Source organism: Hafnia paralvei, assembly GCF_020150375.1.
Classification (GTDB): Bacteria; Pseudomonadota; Gammaproteobacteria; order Enterobacterales; family Enterobacteriaceae; genus Hafnia; species Hafnia paralvei.
In genome coordinates this window covers 2,886,807-2,904,607 of the sequence record NZ_CP083737.1, presented here as the reverse complement: position 1 = coordinate 2,904,607, position 17,801 = coordinate 2,886,807, and the positions used below count along the sequence as shown (strand labels likewise).

General features: G+C 39.6%; 17 protein-coding genes and 4 tRNA genes. 16 read left to right on the top strand and 5 right to left on the bottom strand.

What is annotated here, in order from left to right; all coding sequences use genetic code 11:
* Positions 1 to 25: 25 nt before the first annotated feature.
* From K9N75_RS13805 to tmaR, 14 genes are all read left to right on the top strand, one after another.
* Positions 26 to 430 carry a sugar 3,4-ketoisomerase gene (locus K9N75_RS13805; RefSeq protein ID WP_224451744.1) on the top strand — a complete coding sequence of 135 codons (405 nt, stop codon included), beginning with the start codon at positions 26 to 28 and terminating at the stop codon, positions 428 to 430.
* Positions 423 to 959: a GNAT family N-acetyltransferase gene (locus tag K9N75_RS13800; RefSeq protein WP_130954021.1), complete on the top strand. Its 537-nt coding sequence runs from the start codon at positions 423 to 425 to the stop codon at positions 957 to 959. Before K9N75_RS13805 ends, K9N75_RS13800 begins: the two co-directional genes overlap by 8 nt.
* Position 960: 1 nt before the next feature.
* Complete coding sequence (locus K9N75_RS13795) at positions 961 to 2,067, top strand: DegT/DnrJ/EryC1/StrS family aminotransferase (RefSeq protein WP_224451743.1); 1,107 nt, start codon at positions 961 to 963, stop codon at positions 2,065 to 2,067.
* Positions 2,055 to 3,323 (top strand): O-antigen translocase, encoded by a 1,269-nt coding sequence (locus K9N75_RS13790; RefSeq protein WP_130954019.1) that lies wholly within the window; start codon positions 2,055 to 2,057, stop codon positions 3,321 to 3,323. Before K9N75_RS13795 ends, K9N75_RS13790 begins: the two co-directional genes overlap by 13 nt.
* On the top strand, positions 3,316 to 4,308 hold the full coding sequence (locus K9N75_RS13785; RefSeq protein WP_130954018.1) for a glycosyltransferase family 2 protein: 993 nt from the start codon (positions 3,316 to 3,318) through the stop codon (positions 4,306 to 4,308). The genes K9N75_RS13790 and K9N75_RS13785 overlap by 8 nt, the downstream gene beginning before the upstream one ends.
* A gap of 7 nt (positions 4,309 to 4,315) precedes the next feature.
* Positions 4,316 to 5,215 carry a glycosyltransferase gene (locus tag K9N75_RS13780; protein ID WP_224451742.1) on the top strand — a complete coding sequence of 300 codons (900 nt, stop codon included), beginning with the start codon at positions 4,316 to 4,318 and terminating at the stop codon, positions 5,213 to 5,215.
* A gap of 58 nt (positions 5,216 to 5,273) precedes the next feature.
* The gene (locus tag K9N75_RS13775; protein ID WP_224451741.1) at positions 5,274 to 6,347 is read left to right on the top strand and encodes an EpsG family protein; all 1,074 of its coding nucleotides are present in this window, start codon (positions 5,274 to 5,276) and stop codon (positions 6,345 to 6,347) included.
* Positions 6,348 to 6,355: 8 nt separating this feature from the next.
* Complete coding sequence (locus tag K9N75_RS13770) at positions 6,356 to 7,444, top strand: glycosyltransferase (RefSeq protein ID WP_224451740.1); 1,089 nt, start codon at positions 6,356 to 6,358, stop codon at positions 7,442 to 7,444.
* A gap of 115 nt (positions 7,445 to 7,559) precedes the next feature.
* Positions 7,560 to 8,693, top strand: coding sequence for a glycosyltransferase family 4 protein (locus tag K9N75_RS13765; protein ID WP_224451739.1), 1,134 nt, complete (start codon positions 7,560 to 7,562; stop codon positions 8,691 to 8,693).
* A 4-nt stretch (positions 8,694 to 8,697) separates the two neighbouring features.
* Positions 8,698 to 9,609 (top strand): sugar phosphate nucleotidyltransferase, encoded by a 912-nt coding sequence (locus tag K9N75_RS13760; RefSeq protein WP_224451738.1) that lies wholly within the window; start codon positions 8,698 to 8,700, stop codon positions 9,607 to 9,609.
* Positions 9,610 to 9,623: 14 nt separating this feature from the next.
* Complete coding sequence (gene galE / locus K9N75_RS13755; protein WP_224451737.1) at positions 9,624 to 10,640, top strand: UDP-glucose 4-epimerase GalE; 1,017 nt, start codon at positions 9,624 to 9,626, stop codon at positions 10,638 to 10,640.
* Positions 10,641 to 10,687: 47 nt separating this feature from the next.
* Positions 10,688 to 11,854, top strand: coding sequence for a nucleotide sugar dehydrogenase (locus K9N75_RS13750; protein ID WP_064573517.1), 1,167 nt, complete (start codon positions 10,688 to 10,690; stop codon positions 11,852 to 11,854).
* 231 nt (positions 11,855 to 12,085) lie between these two features.
* Entirely contained in the window at positions 12,086 to 13,498 is a 1,413-nt protein-coding gene (gene gnd / locus K9N75_RS13745) for an NADP-dependent phosphogluconate dehydrogenase (RefSeq protein WP_039186182.1), read from the top strand.
* Positions 13,499 to 13,747: 249 nt separating this feature from the next.
* Complete coding sequence (gene tmaR / locus K9N75_RS13740; protein WP_004089583.1) at positions 13,748 to 14,071, top strand: PTS system regulator TmaR; 324 nt, start codon at positions 13,748 to 13,750, stop codon at positions 14,069 to 14,071.
* Between the two features lie 171 nt (positions 14,072 to 14,242).
* Here tmaR and K9N75_RS13735 read toward each other — a convergent pair.
* Together K9N75_RS13735 and K9N75_RS13730 are read right to left on the bottom strand one after the other, a co-directional pair.
* A tRNA-Asn gene (locus K9N75_RS13735) sits at positions 14,243 to 14,318 on the bottom strand.
* A gap of 336 nt (positions 14,319 to 14,654) precedes the next feature.
* A tRNA-Asn gene (locus K9N75_RS13730) sits at positions 14,655 to 14,730 on the bottom strand.
* 92 nt (positions 14,731 to 14,822) lie between these two features.
* Between K9N75_RS13730 and K9N75_RS13725 the strand changes: the two genes are divergently transcribed.
* Positions 14,823 to 14,972, top strand: coding sequence for a hypothetical protein (locus tag K9N75_RS13725; protein WP_166713316.1), 150 nt, complete (start codon positions 14,823 to 14,825; stop codon positions 14,970 to 14,972).
* A 79-nt stretch (positions 14,973 to 15,051) separates the two neighbouring features.
* On the opposite strand, the gene K9N75_RS13720 is transcribed toward K9N75_RS13725, so the two are convergent.
* A tRNA-Asn gene (locus tag K9N75_RS13720) sits at positions 15,052 to 15,127 on the bottom strand.
* A 728-nt stretch (positions 15,128 to 15,855) separates the two neighbouring features.
* Positions 15,856 to 15,931 (bottom strand) — tRNA-Asn (locus K9N75_RS13715).
* A 175-nt stretch (positions 15,932 to 16,106) separates the two neighbouring features.
* Between K9N75_RS13715 and K9N75_RS13710 the strand changes: the two genes are divergently transcribed.
* Complete coding sequence (locus K9N75_RS13710) at positions 16,107 to 16,535, top strand: PPC domain-containing DNA-binding protein (RefSeq protein WP_039186236.1); 429 nt, start codon at positions 16,107 to 16,109, stop codon at positions 16,533 to 16,535.
* 217 nt (positions 16,536 to 16,752) lie between these two features.
* On the opposite strand, the gene mtfA is transcribed toward K9N75_RS13710, so the two are convergent.
* Positions 16,753 to 17,547: a DgsA anti-repressor MtfA gene (gene mtfA / locus K9N75_RS13705; protein ID WP_224451736.1), complete on the bottom strand. Its 795-nt coding sequence runs from the start codon at positions 17,545 to 17,547 to the stop codon at positions 16,753 to 16,755.
* Positions 17,548 to 17,801 lie beyond the last annotated feature (254 nt).

Genomic DNA, 17,801 nt, shown 5'->3' with positions numbered 1-17,801 from the left:
AAAAATATTTTTTGAGGATGTAATTATGGATATAAAATTAATCCAATTGCAGAAGCATGGCGATGAGCGAGGGCAACTTGTTGCACTTGAAGAGACAAAGAACATTCCATTTCCAATTAAACGTGTTTATTATATGTTTGAGACTGGTGGGGACGTGAGACGTGGTTTTCATGCTCACTATAAACTACAGCAGCTAGCTATCCCTGTCCGAGGATCTTGTAGAATTATTTTAGATGATGGGGCTGAGAAAATAGAAGTATATCTCGATAACCCTGCTCAAGGGTTAGCTATTGATCCAATGATCTGGCATGAAATGTATGATTTTTCTAACGACTGTGTTCTGATGGTTCTTGCTGATGGTTTTTATGATGAATCAGATTATATTCGTAACTATGAAGACTTCATAGAGGTCATTTCGGAAAATGAATAATCTAAAAGCAAAAACAATCCAATTTCGATTGGCTGATCTTGATGATGCTAGCTTTATTTACTCTCTTCGGATAAATAAAAAACTAAATGAGCATATTTCAAAAGTATCAGGGACGGAAGCTCAACAACGAGAATGGTTACATGCATATAAAGAAAGAGAGATTTCTGGTGCTGAGGCATATTTCATTATAGAGCGAATCGACTCTGAAATACCTATTGGTACTGTGCGGCTTTATGGATTCATAGGCGCTGAAAAGTTTTGTTGGGGAAGTTGGATTTTAAATAATGATAAAACAAGAACAGCGGCAATTGAAAGTGCATATCTAGTTTATAAGTATGCCTTTGAATGCCGCGCGTTTAACTCTGCTTATTTTCAAGTGGATAAAAAAAATAAATTGGTTATTTCGTTTCATGAAAAAACAGGTGCTATATTAGTGAGTGAAGATGATGTGAACAAAAATTATGAATTCACTTCTGAATGTTATGAACGGTTTAAAATTAAATTCAATAATATATTAAATGGTAACTAAAATGATAAATTTTTTAGATTTGAAAAAAATAAATAACATTCAATCAGATGAAATAATTTCTGCAATAAAAGAAGTTCTTGACTCTGGGTGGTACATCATGGGAGAAAAGCTTAAGACGTTTGAAAATGAGTTTGCTAGGTATTGTGGAGTAAAACACTGTATTGGTGTAGCTAATGGTTTAGATGCATTAATTCTGGTCTTGCGTGCTTGGAAGGAACTTGGTGTGCTGCACGATGGTGATGAAGTTATTGTACCTTCAAATACTTATATTGCATCAATACTATCTATATCACAAAATAATCTAGTTCCTATATTAGCAGAACCAAATCCTGATACGTTTAATATTGATGTAGATAGTATTCGGCCTCTGATAACTAAAAAAACTAAAGCTATATTGCCAGTTCATTTGTACGGACAGGCTTGTGCAATGTCCGATTTAATGTCAATAGCGAAGGAATATAATTTACTCGTTTTAGAAGATTGTGCACAAGCTCATGGAGCAAAAATTAACGGAATTAAAGCTGGGGCTTGGGGGGATGCTGGAGCATTTAGTTTTTATCCGGGGAAAAATCTTGGAGCATTAGGTGATGCAGGCGCTATAACGACTAACAATGATGAGCTAGCAGAAGTTTTATATGCACTAAGAAATTATGGTTCTCATGTTAAGTATGAAAATAAATATCAGGGAGTTAACAGTAGGTTAGATGAAATTCAGGCTGCAATACTTAGTGTTAAATTGAAAAAACTAGATTCAAATAATAGAATTAGAACTGAAATTGCAAATCGTTATCTAAGCGAAATTAAAAATGACAGAATTAAACTACCATGTATAAGCTATGGTAATGATGCTCATGTATGGCATTTGTTTGTTGTCCAAGTTAATGAGCGAGAAGTTTTCCAAAAATATCTTTCAGATAACAATGTCCAGACTCTTGTTCATTATCCAATTCCTCCACATAAGCAAAAAGCATATTCTTATTTAGTTGAGGAGTCATATCCTATTTCAGAAAAATTGCATAGGTGTGTACTTTCTTTACCTATGGATCCTAGCATGAGTTCCTCTGATGTAAGTTATGTAATAAATTTAATTAATCGGTGGCAAAATTGAATTTCGCTCAAGTCACAATTCTAAGTGGAATTGTGACTTTCCTAAGATTAATATGTGGTCTCTTGGTTTCCAAGGTTGTTGCTGTTTATACGGGGCCGTCAGGTTTAGCTGCTTTAGGTCAGCTACAAAACTTTGTGACTTTTGTTAATGGCTTTATTTCTTCGCAGGTGTCACAAGGTGTAAACAGATACACAGCGGAAAATAAAGATGACTATGAGGCTGCGGCAGTATTTTGGCGTGCAGCGTTAAAACTTTCGGCAGTTGCAAGTGCTGTTATTATAACCATTGGAGTTTTACTATCGACAAAACTATCAATCTGGCTTTTTGATAATAAAGATTTTTATTGGTTGGTTATATTAGCTCTTTTGGTTGTTCCATTAAATGTAGCCAATAGTTTATTCTTAGGTGTATTAAATGGGCTATCTGACTACAAACGTTATTTCATTGCTAATGTTCTTGCTATCATATCTTCATTAGTTTCAATGTCGGTTCTAGTCTATTTTTATGGATTAACCGGAGCGCTTATTTCTGCTGCATTAAACAATGCGCTCGCCGGGTTTTGGCTTATAACACTTCTCTTTCGTCAGCGCTGGTTTCGGCTAAATTATTGGCTTGGGCCAGCAGAAAGAAAAAAAATGCTAGAAATGAGAAATTATTTTTTCATGGGTGTTGTTGGTGCATTTACTGGGCCAATTTCTTTAATAACTGTCCGTTATATCTTGACGAATCAACTTTCTATAGAAGATGCTGGCTATTGGCAGGCAGTTTCAAAAATATCAGAAGCATACTTAGCTGTGCTAACAACAGCTCTAACGGTTTATTATTTTCCTAAAACTGCGTCAGCAAAAACTAAATCAGATTATTTGAACGTTCTTAAAAAAGGCTGTGTAGTCGTCGTGCCAATGGCAATTATTATGTCAGTGAGTATTTATTTTTTAAGAGACGTTATAATAGCAATATTGTTTTCAAAGGATTTCCACAGGGCTAATGTATTATTTTTCTATCAGAATATTGGTGATGTACTAAGGATAACTAGTTGGCTATTTGCTACTATTTTGCTAGCAAAAGGGTATTTTAAAACGAATGCAATTTTAGAAATTGCATTTAGTTCTCTATTTCCATTACTAACATACCTATTTATTAACTATTTTGGTTTGGCCTCTGCAAGCTTGGCTTATATGCTGAATTATGGTGTGTATTTAATCGTCGTGATTTTCATTTATACAATGCATCTCAGAAGGATTTCTGATGGGTAATTCACTATGTACAATAATAGTTCCTGTTTTTAACGAAGAAAAAAATATACGGAGCTTATTTTTTAGGATTCAACAACAAGACTATAAAGATATAGAAGTATTATTTATTGACGATGGCTCTACTGATCAAAGTTTAGATATACTTAAAAAGTTAGCTTCTGACAATAATACAGTATCTGTCAGATATATTGAACAGGAAAATTTGGGTGCTGCAAGGGCAAGGAAGACAGGTCTGGAATATGCTAAAGGCGATTATATCGCTTTTGTCGATTGCGACGATTATTTATCAAATGACGCTATTAGTTCTGCAATGAAATACTTCACAAATAAAAATAGCGAGATTGATATTGTTTTATTTAATCTAGTACACGTCGACAGCTTAAGTAGCACAAGTTTGGGTAAGCCGTTTCATTTATATACTGAAAGTTTACAAGTTTCGGGAGATGAGGCCTTTTTTTCTTGCATTGATACATGGGGGTTACACGGCTTTGGTATATATAAGAAAAAAATACTTGAGATAAGCTATACTATTTACGATAAGTTGAATGTGGAAAATGAAAATTACTTAAATAACGACGAAATAATTTCTAGGATTTGCTACTCTAATGCTAATAAGTTAGTAACTAACTGTGGAGGGAATTACTACTTTGTTAATAACCCTGATTCTACGGTACGACGATTAAATGATAACTATCATAAGGTTATTTTTAATTCAATTATTTTTTTTAAATATGTGAATAGACAAAGTAGACTCAAGGATATTGTAGTTAAAAAAGCTTTGATATTAGAGTCAAGCACAATATGGGGAGTTGCGAGGCGATATTATCAGTGGAATAAAATGGATATTGATAAAGTTGCTTGGGCGAACAGTATTCGTGTTGGCATCAAGGATTATTTAAAAAACCTTTTTTCTAATATAAAAATGTTGAACATGAAGGGCTTTATTCAAGTTCTTTGTGCATATATAATCATTCTTTGGAAGTGAGCGGTTTATGTATAATCCGTTAGTCTCTATTGTCGTTGCTGCGTATAATGCAGAGTCCTATATCGAGGAAACTTTAGATAGCTGTATCAATCAACGGTATAGAAATATTGAAATAATCATCACTGATGATTGTTCAGGAGATAATACTCTTAGTGTATGTACTTCATGGATAGAAAAACAAAAAATACAAAATCCCAAAATAAATATTAGCTTGCTACCAAGCTCAATCAATGGGGGGATACCTAAAAACTTGAACAAATCTTTACCATATTGCTGTGGTGAGTGGGTAAAGTTTATTGGTTCCGATGATCTTCTTTTGCCTGACGCAATATCAGATTTGATCCGAGTTGTTAGTATGCATCAAGATGATATGCCCACTGTTGTATTTGCAGCATTTGAAACCTTCGGTTCTAAGGTTTTAATCAGTCAAGTTTACCCACAACAATGGACCCGATGTGTGGTAAGCATGAAACCAGGTAGGCTAAAAACGCATTTAGCTATGCTCCATCTAAACAATCTTGCTCCTTCAGCATTCATTAATAACTCATTATTTAGAGATGCAAAGCTAAAATTTGACGAAGAATATCGCTTATTAGAAGATTTACCACTTTGGTTATATCTTATATATAAAAAAAAGAAAACTATTTACTTTAATAAAGTAATCGTAAAATATAGGGTACATGGTAACCAGATAACGTCAAAGTCAAACACAGTGATAAATCGTATCTTATTATCAGATTTGCGAAAGTTAAATGAATATAGATTTGATAGGGGGTTTTATTTTTCATATTTACACCATAAGTATCAACTTATGTTAAATGAAAAAATTCCAAGATATGCACGATTGCTGCAGTTTATCGATCCTATAAGAGTTTTTACATATTTAATTGATAGAATAGGACGTTAAAATGTATATGATATTATTGTCAATCCCTCTGTTTCTATTCTCTATATTCTGGTGGGAGGTGAAATCTGATTTGAGGAAAATGATATCTATTTTTTGTATAGTATGGCTTTCACTTTTTATTTCTTTTTTTTATTTGAATGGTAATGACTGGAGTATATATTTTCTTTCATTTTTAGGCGCTGGAGAGCCTTTTTCTAGTTTTGAATTTGGTTTCGTTTTGTTATTTAAAAGTCTTCTGTATTTTTTTTCTGACAGTTTTGGATTGTCAATTTTATCTTTTTATTTTATCTCCTTGTCGTTTTTAGCATTAATCTTGTATAAATATAAATGCAACGCAGCAATTTTTTTTGCTTTTTTAGTTTTATCGTTAGGTTTTTCGTTGATATTAGAACAACTAAGACAATTTATCGCATGTATTATGGTTTTTTACTCCTTTTTAAATTACGCCTATATTAGGCGTAATTATTTGGTATGGGTTCTTGGTGCCGCATGTTTTCATGCTTCAGCTTTGATAACTATTCCTATTTTTGTTTTACTTAAGACTAAAAAAGATAATAATTTTTTTCTTTTCTCGCTATTTTCGTTTGTATTTATTTTCTTCGGATTGCTTTTCTTAAAACCAATATTCAGTTCGTTATCTAACATCAGTTTCATTTTTGCTAAAATTGACTATTATCTTTCTTTATCAGAAGTGGAAATAAAACTAGGGTTTTTAAATATATTAGATTTCGTGTTTATATTTTTATATAATTTTAAATTAAGAAGCAAGGTGGTTGGCGTTGATAATAGCCTATTACGGATGATTTTCATTGGTGCATTAATACACTTATTGAGTTCTTCAATTCCATTGTTTGGTCGAGTTGCTTATTATTTCTATTTTGTTTTGATTTTTTATTTTTCAAAACAGCCTTTTTACTTATCTGGATATATCAGGAAAGATCTATTATGTAAGTATTGTTTCTTTGCTGTTTTTATAGTGCTTAATTTGGCCTCATATTTTAGAAATCCAATAGCACCAATTGATTTTCTCCAACTGAATATAAATACTTCATACTTATACAATGAAAATAGTGGGCTTTTTGATTTGGCCCAATATAAATTCTCTTCTTCTAAACTTGAGGCTTCTAGGTAAATTTCAAGATGAAAATATTATTTATGATTACTGGACTAGGTATGGGGGGCGCTGAGCGACAAGTATGTGATCTTGCTGATAAATATGTTCAATTGGGACATCGGGTCTTATTTGTTGTACTTGGCGGAGATGTAAATAATAGGCCATCCGAACAGTCTGTAGCGGTTATGAACCTTAATATGAAAAAAACACCACTAGGTTTCATCTCTGCATATTTTAAAGCTAGAAAAATAATAAAAGAATTTGAACCAGACGTAGTACATAGCCATATGGTTCATGCTAATATTTTTGCTAGGTTGTTAAGATTAGTGACAAAATATCCAACTTTAATTTGTACTGCACATAATACAAATGAAGGTGGGAAGATAAGGATGCTGGCTTATAAACTGACTGATCGCTTAGCTAATATATCTACCAATGTGAGCCAAGATGCGCTGGCCAGTTTCTTGCAGAAAAAAGCAGCTCCAGACGGCCGGATGATTGTTATGGGGAATGGTATTGATATTGCTAAATTTCAATTCAACTCTAGCAGTAGAGATAAAAAAAGAAAAGAGGTTGGTATTTGTGATTCTGTAAAATTAATATTAGCAGTTGGTCGTTTAACCGAAGCTAAAGATTATCCAAATTTATTAAAGGCATTTTCCTTACTCAAAGATCAGAGTGATTGTCAACTAGCAATTATTGGTGTTGGACATTTAGAAAACGCATTGAAAACTCTTGCTACTTCGTTGGAAATAGATGAACGAGTTCATTGGCTTGGGTTGAGGAGTGATGTAGCTGAGTGGATGTCAGCTTGTGATATGTTTGTTTTAGCTTCCCAGTGGGAAGGGCTTCCGTTAGTTGTTGCAGAGGCTATGTCTTGTAAGCGTATTGTCGTTGGCACGGACAGTGGGGGGGTTAAGGAAATGATTAGAGATAGTGGAATTTTGGTTCCAATAAAGGATCATGTAAAATTAGCAGAGTCAATAGATTATGCATTACAAATGCCAATTGACGAAATAATCACCCGAGGCGAAAATGCTAGACGTATTGTTGAATCTGACTATTCCCTAGACGTGATATCTAAGCGTTGGCTGTCAATTTATAATGAATATTAAATAGCCACAAGCTGATGTCACAATTTATTATGAATGAATTCGGTTATACCATTACTATGGACATTAATCTTTGTCACTGATTTGTGCTGGTAGAAGATAATAAACAGGTGGTCACATGAGAGTTCTATTAATTGGTAATAAATCAGAGACGATAATTTTATTTAGAGAAAAGGTTATAAATTTGTTGGTGTCTAAAGGCATGATTGTTACCACTTTAACAATGGATTGTGATGAGGTCAATTTTGAAAAAATACGGAATATGGGGGCTGTGCCACATTCTTATGATTTTTCTCGTTCAGGAACTAATCCTATTTCTGATTTTATTCATACCTATAGTCTATCCAGAAAAATCAGAAAACTTGCACCAGATATAGTACTTTGTTTTTTTCCCAAGCCTGTTATTTTTGGTTCTTTTGCTGCATATTTTGCAGGAGTGAAAAATATTTATTTGTTATTGGAAGGGCTTGGTTTTTGCTTTACTAAACATTTAATCTCAGATTCTTGGCGAAAAAAAACATTAAGAGGGATTCAAGTTTTTTTATATAAAACCTCTTTGCCATTAGCAAAAAAGGTTTTGTTTTTAAATGAAAATGACTATGAGGATCTTATTGTTAAAAATAAAATAAGCATAAGGGGAAAGGAAATAATTGGTGGTATTGGTGTTAACACTGACTATTATGGATATGTTGAACCTACAATAACCAGCATCCATTTTGGCATGATTTCTCGTCTGTTGGTTGAGAAAGGCGTTCGAGAATTTGTTGAGGCAGCTAAGATTATTAAGAGCAAATACCCCAGTGTAAGGTTTAGTATCGCTGGCGCTGTTGATGATAACCCTGGTGGCATAAATCAAATTCAGGTCGAACAGTGGATGAGCGAAGGTAACGTCGAGTTTCTAGGACAAATAAGTGAAATTAAAAATTATTTAGAGAAAATTAGTGTTTTCGTTCTTCCTTCATACAGAGAAGGCGTTCCTCGCAGCACTCAGGAGGCAATGTCTATAGGGAGGGCCGTTATTACTACCGATGTTCCCGGTTGCCGTGAGACTATTATTGACAGTTACAATGGCTATATGATTCCACCATGGGATATTGCCGCCTTAGTTGAAGCTATGATTGCTTTTATTGAACATCCTGAGAGGATTGTTTCAATGGGGAAAGCTAGCCGTAAAATTGCGGTAGAGAAATTTGATGAGAATGATGCCTCAGCAAAACTGATTGGTATCCTCACCGAGAATTTTAAAGGATAGTCTAATGCATAAATCAAATAGTCTAAAAGCCGTCATCCCCGTAGCTGGCCTTGGCATGAAAATGCTACCAGCGACCAAAGCAATTCCTAAAGAACTTCTGCCGATAGTTGATATTCCTCTGATTCAGAAGATCGTTAACGAGTGTTTTGCTGCTGGCATCAAAGAAATTGTATTGGTGACTAACTCATCCAAGAATGCAATCGAAAACCATTTCGATACTTCTTATGAATTAGAGGCATTGTTGGAGGCGCGTGTTAAGCGCCAGTTATTGGCAGAAGTGCAGTCCATCTGCCCTAAAGGTGTCACAATCAATAGCGTGCGTCAGCATAAGCAACTGGGGTTAGGTCATGCAATTCTTTGTGCCAAACCGTTAGTTGGTAACAACCCATTCGTTGTAGTGCTGCCAGATATTTTGCTAGACGAGTCAACTTTTGATGCTGCGAGTGAAAACTTAGCTGCTATGGTTGAGCGCTTTAACGAGACAGGCCGTAGTCAGGTTCTTGTGCAATCTACGCCTATCGAAGCCTTGTCTGAGTATTCAGTTATTAATTGTGATAATGAAGTCCTAGAGCCAGGCCAAACGGCGCGCATGACCTCTATTGTTGAGAAACCTGAGAATGCTGAGATGTATAACTCTGATTTGTCAGCGGTAGGCCGCTACGTTCTTTCAAGTTCAATATGGCCTATTCTTGAAACCACAGGGTATGGTGCTTGGGAGCGCATTCAGCTTTCTGATGCTATTGCAACGATGTTGCAACATCTGCCTGTTGAGGCCTATCGGTTAGTGGGCAAAGCATACAACTGTGGTGAAAAGCTTGGTTATGCTGAGGCGTTTGTCGCATATGGCATAAATCACCCGACCCAGGGGCGAGAATTCAAAGTGTGGCTTAAAGAGTTGCAGGCTAAGTTAGTTTAAATTCTGGAGTGAGTATGGCTATTCTTGTGACTGGTGGGGCTGGTTATATTGGTTCCCATGCTGTTCTCGCGCTTTTAGAACGCGGGGATGATGTTGTAGTTATAGATAATCTTTCCAATTCCTCAAGAGAGTCGTTATCTCGAGTAGAGGCTTTAACTGGCAAGACGTTAACACTCTATACTGATGATATTCTTAACCGAAATGCGCTAAAAGATATTTTTGCACAGCACAAGATAACTGATGTTATTCATTTTGCTGGACTTAAATCGGTAGGGGAGTCTGTTCAAAAACCAGTCGAGTATTATAAAAACAATGTTACAGGAACCCTCGTTCTTTTAGATGAGATGATTGCAGCGGGTATCAATAGTTTAATATTTAGCTCATCAGCAACGGTGTATGGTAATCCTGAAACAGTCCCCCTGCATGAAGAATGTAAAGTGGGCGGCACGACTAATCCCTATGGCACGTCAAAGTTGATGGCTGAGCAAATCTTGAAAGATATTTCGTCTGCAAATCCTGATTTTCGCATTACTTGCTTACGCTATTTTAACCCAGTCGGAGCACATCCGTCGGGAATGATCGGTGAAGATCCGAATGGTATCCCTTGTAATTTACTTCCATACATAGCGCAAGTTGCTATTGGTAAATTGGAATGCCTGTCTGTATACGGTAGTGATTATTCTACAAATGATGGGACTGGAGTCCGTGACTATATCCACGTAATGGATCTCGCTGATGGGCATCTTGCGGCGCTAGATCATAAAAACGAGGGACTTTCATTCAAAACGTACAATTTGGGTACAGGAGTCGGCTATTCTGTCTTGGATCTTATCAGCGCTTTCGAGAAAACTTCGGGTGTTAAGATCAGTTATAAGCTTGTTGAACGACGCCCTGGCGATATTGCTGAATGCTGGTCTGACTCCTCACTAGCTGCGCAAGAACTTGGCTGGAAAGCGACTCGTCAACTGGATGAAATGATGCGGGATAGCTGGAATTGGCAAAAAAACAATCCTGATGGATACGCCGTTTAAGTTCGCTGTATATAATCATTTCTTTATTCGTTTAACCAAGGCTAGCTATGAAAATAGCAATCAGCGGTACAGGCTATGTTGGGCTTTCTAATGGCATTTTGATTTCTCAGCACCACGAGGTTGTGGCATTAGATATTCTCGAGTCAAAAGTTAATCTGTTGAACCAGAAAAAATCGCCGATTTCCGATCTGGAGATAGAAAATTATCTGACCAATAAACCCCTTAATTTCCGTGCAACGATCGACAAAGAAGACGCTTACCAAGGTGCTGATTTTGTCATTATTGCTACTCCGACCGATTACGACCCTAAAACTAATTACTTTAATACCTCGTCGGTTGAGTCTGTGATTAAAGACGTGATGGCTATTAATCCTAACGCGGTAATGGTGATCAAATCGACGGTACCGGTTGGCTATACGCAGAAAATTCGTGAAGAGTTGGGTGTTGAAAATATCTTCTTCTCGCCAGAATTCTTGCGAGAAGGGCGCGCGCTTTACGATAATCTTCATCCTTCCCGTATTGTGATTGGCGAGCGTTCTGAGCGTGCAGAAAAATTTGCTGCGCTGCTGGTTGAAGGCGCGATTAAAGAAGATATTAAGGTTCTCTTTACGGACTCCACTGAAGCTGAAGCAATCAAGCTGTTTGCCAACACTTATTTGGCTATGCGTGTTGCGTACTTTAATGAGCTTGATAGCTATGCAGAGGCTCTTGGCTTAAACACGCGCCAGATTATTGATGGCGTATGTTTAGACCCTCGTATCGGTAATCACTACAACAATCCATCGTTTGGCTACGGCGGCTACTGCTTGCCGAAAGATACTAAGCAATTGCTTGCTAACTATTCGTCAGTGCCGAATAACCTTATCGGCGCCATTGTGGATGCCAACCGTACGCGTAAGGACTTTATCGCTGAGTCCGTGTTATCGCATCATCCTAAGACGGTGGGTATTTATCGCCTTATCATGAAGAGTGGTTCAGATAACTTCCGAGCCTCCTCCATCCAAGGGATCATGAAGCGCATCAAAGCGAAAGGTGTAGAGGTCGTTATTTATGAACCTGTGATGGAAGAAGATACTTTCTTTAACTCGCAGGTTATGCGCGATCTGGATGCGTTTAAAGCGCGTTCTGATGTGATTATCTCTAACCGTATGGATGAGCAATTGGCCGATGTTGCGGATAAAGTGTATACCCGTGACCTGTTCGGCGGTGATTAATCCTTTAGAATTAGCCCAGTTAGGTAACGTAATTGTAAAAGCCCGCTTGCGGGCTTTTTTTATATTTTAAACTCACAGTTTTAGCAAACGTATGCGTACACCTTCTGAACGCTTGAAACATCTATCGCATCAATCGCTATCCCATTAATAGCAAGCTGAGTTAACATAGCTGCCACACATGTGCTGTGAGGAGAGTCCTCGCAGGTATCATCCCTTAGACAGGAGTTTCCAATGTCCAAACAACAGATCGGCGTTGTCGGTATGGCAGTGATGGGGCGTAACCTCGCGCTCAACATCGAAAGCCGCGGTTATACCGTATCCATCTTTAACCGTTCCACGGACAAGACCGACGAAGTCGTTGCTGAGAACCCGGGCAAGAATTTGGTGCCGTTCTATACGGTGCAGGAGTTTGTTGAGTCCCTTGAGAAGCCTCGTCGTATCCTGTTGATGGTGAAGGCTGGTGAAGCTACCGATAAGACTATCGACTCTCTGAAACCTTATCTGGAAAAAGGCGACATCCTGATCGATGGCGGTAATACTTTCTTCCAAGACACCATTCGTCGTAACCGCGAATTGTCGGCTGAAGGCTTCAACTTTATCGGTACCGGCGTATCCGGTGGTGAAGAGGGCGCTTTGAAAGGGCCATCCATCATGCCTGGCGGTCAGAAGCATGCCTATGAGCTGGTAGCCCCAATCCTCAAGAAGATTGCAGCGGTTGCTGAAGATGGCGAAGCGTGCGTCACCTACATCGGTTCCGATGGTGCGGGTCACTACGTAAAAATGGTTCACAACGGCATTGAATATGGCGATATGCAGCTGATTGCTGAAGCTTATTCTCTGCTGAAGCATGGTCTGAATATGTCTAACGACGATCTGGCCAGCACCTTTACCGAATGGAATAAAGGTGAACTGAATAGCTACCTGATCGACATCACCAAAGATATCTTCACTAAAAAAGATGAAGACGGTAAATATCTGGTTGATGTGATTCTGGACGAAGCTGCTAACAAAGGTACCGGTAAATGGACCAGCCAGAGTTCTCTAGATCTGGGCGAGCCACTGTCGCTGATCACTGAATCTGTCTTCGCTCGTTATATCTCTTCCTTGAAAGATCAGCGTGTTGCCGCATCTAAAGTACTTTCTGGACCTAAAGCACAGGTATTCAGCGGTGATAAAGCTGAGTTCATTGAAAAAGTACGCCGTGCGCTGTATCTGGGCAAAATCGTTTCTTATGCTCAGGGCTTCTCCCAGCTACGCGCTGCGTCGGAAGAATATAAGTGGGATCTGAACTACGGTGAAATCGCTAAGATTTTCCGCGCTGGCTGCATCATTCGCGCGCAGTTCCTGCAGAAAATCACTGATGCTTACGCTCAAGACGCTTCGATCGCTAACCTGCTGTTGGCGCCGTACTTCAAGCAAATCGCCGATGAATACCAGCAAGCGCTGCGTGACGTCGTCTCTTACGCGGTACAAAACGGTATCCCAACACCAACCTTCTCAGCGGCTATCTCTTACTACGATAGCTACCGCTCAGCCGTACTGCCTGCCAACCTGATTCAGGCGCAGCGCGACTACTTCGGTGCGCATACTTATAAGCGTACTGATAAAGAAGGTGTATTCCACACTGAGTGGCTGCAAGACTAATGTTCTGAGTTTTGAACATAAATCAAAGATCCGGGCTTGCCCGGATTTTTTTGCTTTAAAAAAGACCGTTTGCGCAAAAACGCAGCATTTGGTCATCTTTATTCACCATTCGATGTGTTTTTATCATATTGCCGACCGGCTAAACTGGGTAATATAAAGAAAGTGAGGGGCTATACCTCGAAGCCGTGAAACGGTATCTTGTTAGTCACAGCCTGATTTGAAGTTTTCTACTTAAGCAAAGGTATCAAGATGGAAAATGTGAATAAGCCGACTTTCCAAAACGTTCTGGAATTTGTGCGTATGTTCCGCCGTAAAAACAAGCTGCAGCGTGAAATCGTGGATAATGAAAAGAAAATCCGTGACAACCAAAAGCGCGTGTTGCTGCTGGACAACCTGAGCGAGTACATCAAGCCAGGTATGAGTGTTGAAGCGATTCAGGCGATTATTGCCGATATGCGCGGAAACTATGAAGATCGCGTGGATGACTACATCATCAAGAATGCCGATCTGTCTAAAGAGCGCCGTGAGCTATCTAAGAAGCTTAAAGCGCTTGGCGAAGGCGAATCTAAGTAATATCAACGGGCAGGGCATTCTGCTCTGCCTGTACTCCACTCTCCGGCGATTTACTCTGTTTTGCCGAATTAATCCCTAGCAAATAACGTTGTGACTCTTTATAGAAGCCCGTCGCTATTGTCGTGCGTGCATAAAAGCAAAAAGCCTGCACTAGGCAGGCTTCTTAGAATTTGGCTCCTCTGACTGGACTCGAACCAGTGACATACGGATTAACAGTCCGCCGTTCTACCGACTGAACTACAGAGGAATCGTTTGAACGAGGCGAATAATAGCGAGCTTGTTGTGCCTTGTAAAGTCTAAAAACCAACTTCAGAATCGTTTGCTTATCAAATCAGCAACATGCTGTTTTTATAGCAAGTTAAACATCGTGTCGCCGCGTTTTGGCGCTCAAAGGTCATTCTTTATCTGGTATTCCATCTGACGCTGAAATTCTGAGTTTAGGGCACTAGCGGAAAACGAAGTCTAGATTTGGCGCTGTTGAATGATTTCCACTGCGGGGGTTTTCGCTGCAAGTGCTGAGTGAGCAAAAGAGGGGGGAGGGCAGAAAAGTAAAAATCCTGCACTAGGCAGGCTTTTTTGAATTTGGCTCCTCTGACTGGACTCGAACCAGTGACATACGGATTAACAGTCCGCCGTTCTACCGACTGAACTACAGAGGAATCGTGTGAACGAGGCGCATATTAGCGAGGCGTTTAAGGGTTGTCAAAGCCTGTTATCACACTGTTGGTGCGTTTGCTGATAAAACAGGCAAATGAGCCATTCTTGGCATATCTGGTGGTGTGAGTTTGCTCAGTGCATGGTGGAAATCCAAGGCACGGCGTTTGGCAAATGCTTTACCCATGGCGCCAACGGTGTGCCCATTATTGCTACCGCATATGCTCGGGACAAATATTGGGCGTGAACCCAAACCGCTGTGGATTATCAAAACTGATAGAAAGCAAAAAGCCTGCTTAAGTTTCCTTAAGCAGGCTTTTCTAATTTGGCTCCTCTGACTGGACTCGAACCAGTGACATACGGATTAACAGTCCGCCGTTCTACCGACTGAACTACAGAGGAATCGTGTGAACGAGGCGAATAATAGCGATCTCATTTGTGGCTGTAAAGCCAAAATCGTTCTTTTTTGCTTGTTCGCTTATCTTGTAAGCAAAACGGCGAATAAATACCAAATTACTGATAATTTAGAGAGCAGAAACTTGATTGAAGATGAATGCATACGGCAATAACCAAAAGGATATGAGAGCGTCTGTCTGGTTCATCTAAGTCATATACTGAGTCAGATAGGTGTGCCGATATATAGAAGCAACCTGTATAAGCCAGTAAGTGACGCTGACTGCCATTAGTCCATTTTCACATCAATGATATGCCGAAGTATCTGGGACATACATGAGTTAACTAGATAAAATATCCAGTTCATCCATATCTTCAGGCTTTTTCGGATGAAAAGACTTAACGCGAGGTGCTAGGGTGTTCAGAATAGCGAACTGTGTAATTGTTATCTTGCCTTTTATGCTCCGTAGTTGGCATTGATAGGGCACCCTATTATGAAGAAGGTGATAGGCCTTGGGTGCCAATTTTATTTATTAAACATGCCATGTCATCAAAACTAATCTTTGAAATGCCAGTTTCTCCGACTGAAGTATTGAGAAGTTCTCCGTTAACACCACAGGCAAATAGTGAGTTGCATAATTTTTGTCGGATAAGCTATGGGGATGAGCCGGCGAAGTGTAGAGAAAAGATCAAAGCAAAAAAGCCTGCTTAAGTTTCCTTAAGCAGGCTTTTGAATTTGGCTCCTCTGACTGGACTCGAACCAGTGACATACGGATTAACAGTCCGCCGTTCTACCGACTGAACTACAGAGGAATCGTTTGAACGGGGCGAATCTTAGCGAGCAGTGATAACGCTGTCAACGGCTAATTAGATTTATGCGTTTGTTTGCTGCTTAACTGCACAAAAAGCTAAAAGTTTGTTCTTTATCGCAAAGTAAGCATTTTTTTATCCTTACTATAATACGGTTTAATCACACACTGGAATTACTATGCGTGCTAAGGATTTAGTCTCATCGAGCCAGTTTTATTCTCTCAGACTCCAACCAGGAGCTGAGCTCATAGAGCAACTTCGTCAGTTTATTCAAGTTAATCACATCAAGGCCGGCTGGATCGCGTCCGTTGTCGGCAGTCTATCGTCCGTATCTCTGCGTTACGCTGGGTGTGAGTGGACGAGTCTTATTGAAGGGAAGTTTGAAGTCATTGCGCTAGGGGGAACTCTCGATAGCCAATTTGAACACCTCCACATGTCCGTGGCGGATGAAACGGGGCGAGTGATTGCGGGACATGTTATGTCAGGGAATATCGTCAGAACAACGCTAGAACTTATTATCGGTGAGCTCTGTGATGTCGAGTTTTCGCGGCAGCACTGTGTGTTATCTGGCTATGACGAATTAGTTATTACCTCTAAAGAAGGGTGAACATGAGAAAGGAACACCGTTTTTCCAGTCGTAGTCTGGTTCTGATCGTCATTTGCGTTGCTATTAATATGATTGCTTTGGCTTGCGGTGTTTGAACGCTGGTTATCCCACAGCCGTGAACGGGGTGCGACGGTACTTGCGATTAGTCACGATCCCGAATTTACCGCTCGGAATTTCCAGAAAGTTATTCATGTCTGCAACGGAACGGTGAATATGGTTAGCTGAGATGTGAGAAATGCGTATCCTGCTCTAGCGACTGACGTTGTCGCTCCAGCGGATCTTGCCGGTAGAAGCTTTTAAAGTGCGCGTACATCTCTGGAAAGCGCTCGGCGAGGAGCTCAGGGGCACTGAAAAAATATTCTGATAACACAGCGAAGCACTCTGCTGGCTCACTCGCTGCATAGGCATCAAGGCTTGTCGCGCCTTCGCCGACCACGTCAATCTCATCTTGAATGGATTCCATCGCCGCATGGAGATCATGCTCCCATTGAGCCACATCTTTTAACGCAATCGGTGGTACGCCGCTGGCAACCCCAGCGTTACGCATATCAAGCTTATGTGCCGTTTCATGGATGATAAGGTTGTAGCCGGAAAGGTCGAAAGAGTCTTTAACATCCATAAGATTAAGGATCACAGGGCCTTGGGCGGAACACTGGCCTGCCTGCACCATGGGACCCGCATGGACTAACCCGATATCATCTTGCCACTCTTCATGGTAGATGAACGGTTCTGGATAGAGCAGAATCTCGTGAAAACCATCTAGCCAGTCAATACTGAGCTCAAGAACCGGCAGAGAGAATAGCAGCGCAATGCGTGCCTCTATTAGCGGTGTGATATAGAGATCTTGTAGCGGAACAATACGTTTAAGCTGTAAAAATTTTGAGGCGATAAGCGTAAGCTTCTGAAGTTCACGAGGGGTAAGCGCTGAAAGCAGTGGAATAGCTAAAGCCTCTTCCCAAGGGTAATTGGCAAGAGGAGTATTTGCACCTGCGTTCCAAGGCCACTTAATCATTAGAAGGCTCGCAATATGAACGTTTATTCCCCACTGTTTTATCATGAATGAACATCAGAATAAAACAGCAAACTAAGCGCGTAGATAACCACTTTTTTGTGTGGTTGTCTGTGATAAAGTCCACGCTTGCCGTTCGTTAGAACAAATAAATCAAGATGTTGGCAGTGCTAGAATTCTATTGCTGAGGGGAACACGTGATTATTTTTTTGGGGTAAAAGAAAAGCCACGCGTGTTCGTGGCTTTCGTTGTTTTTC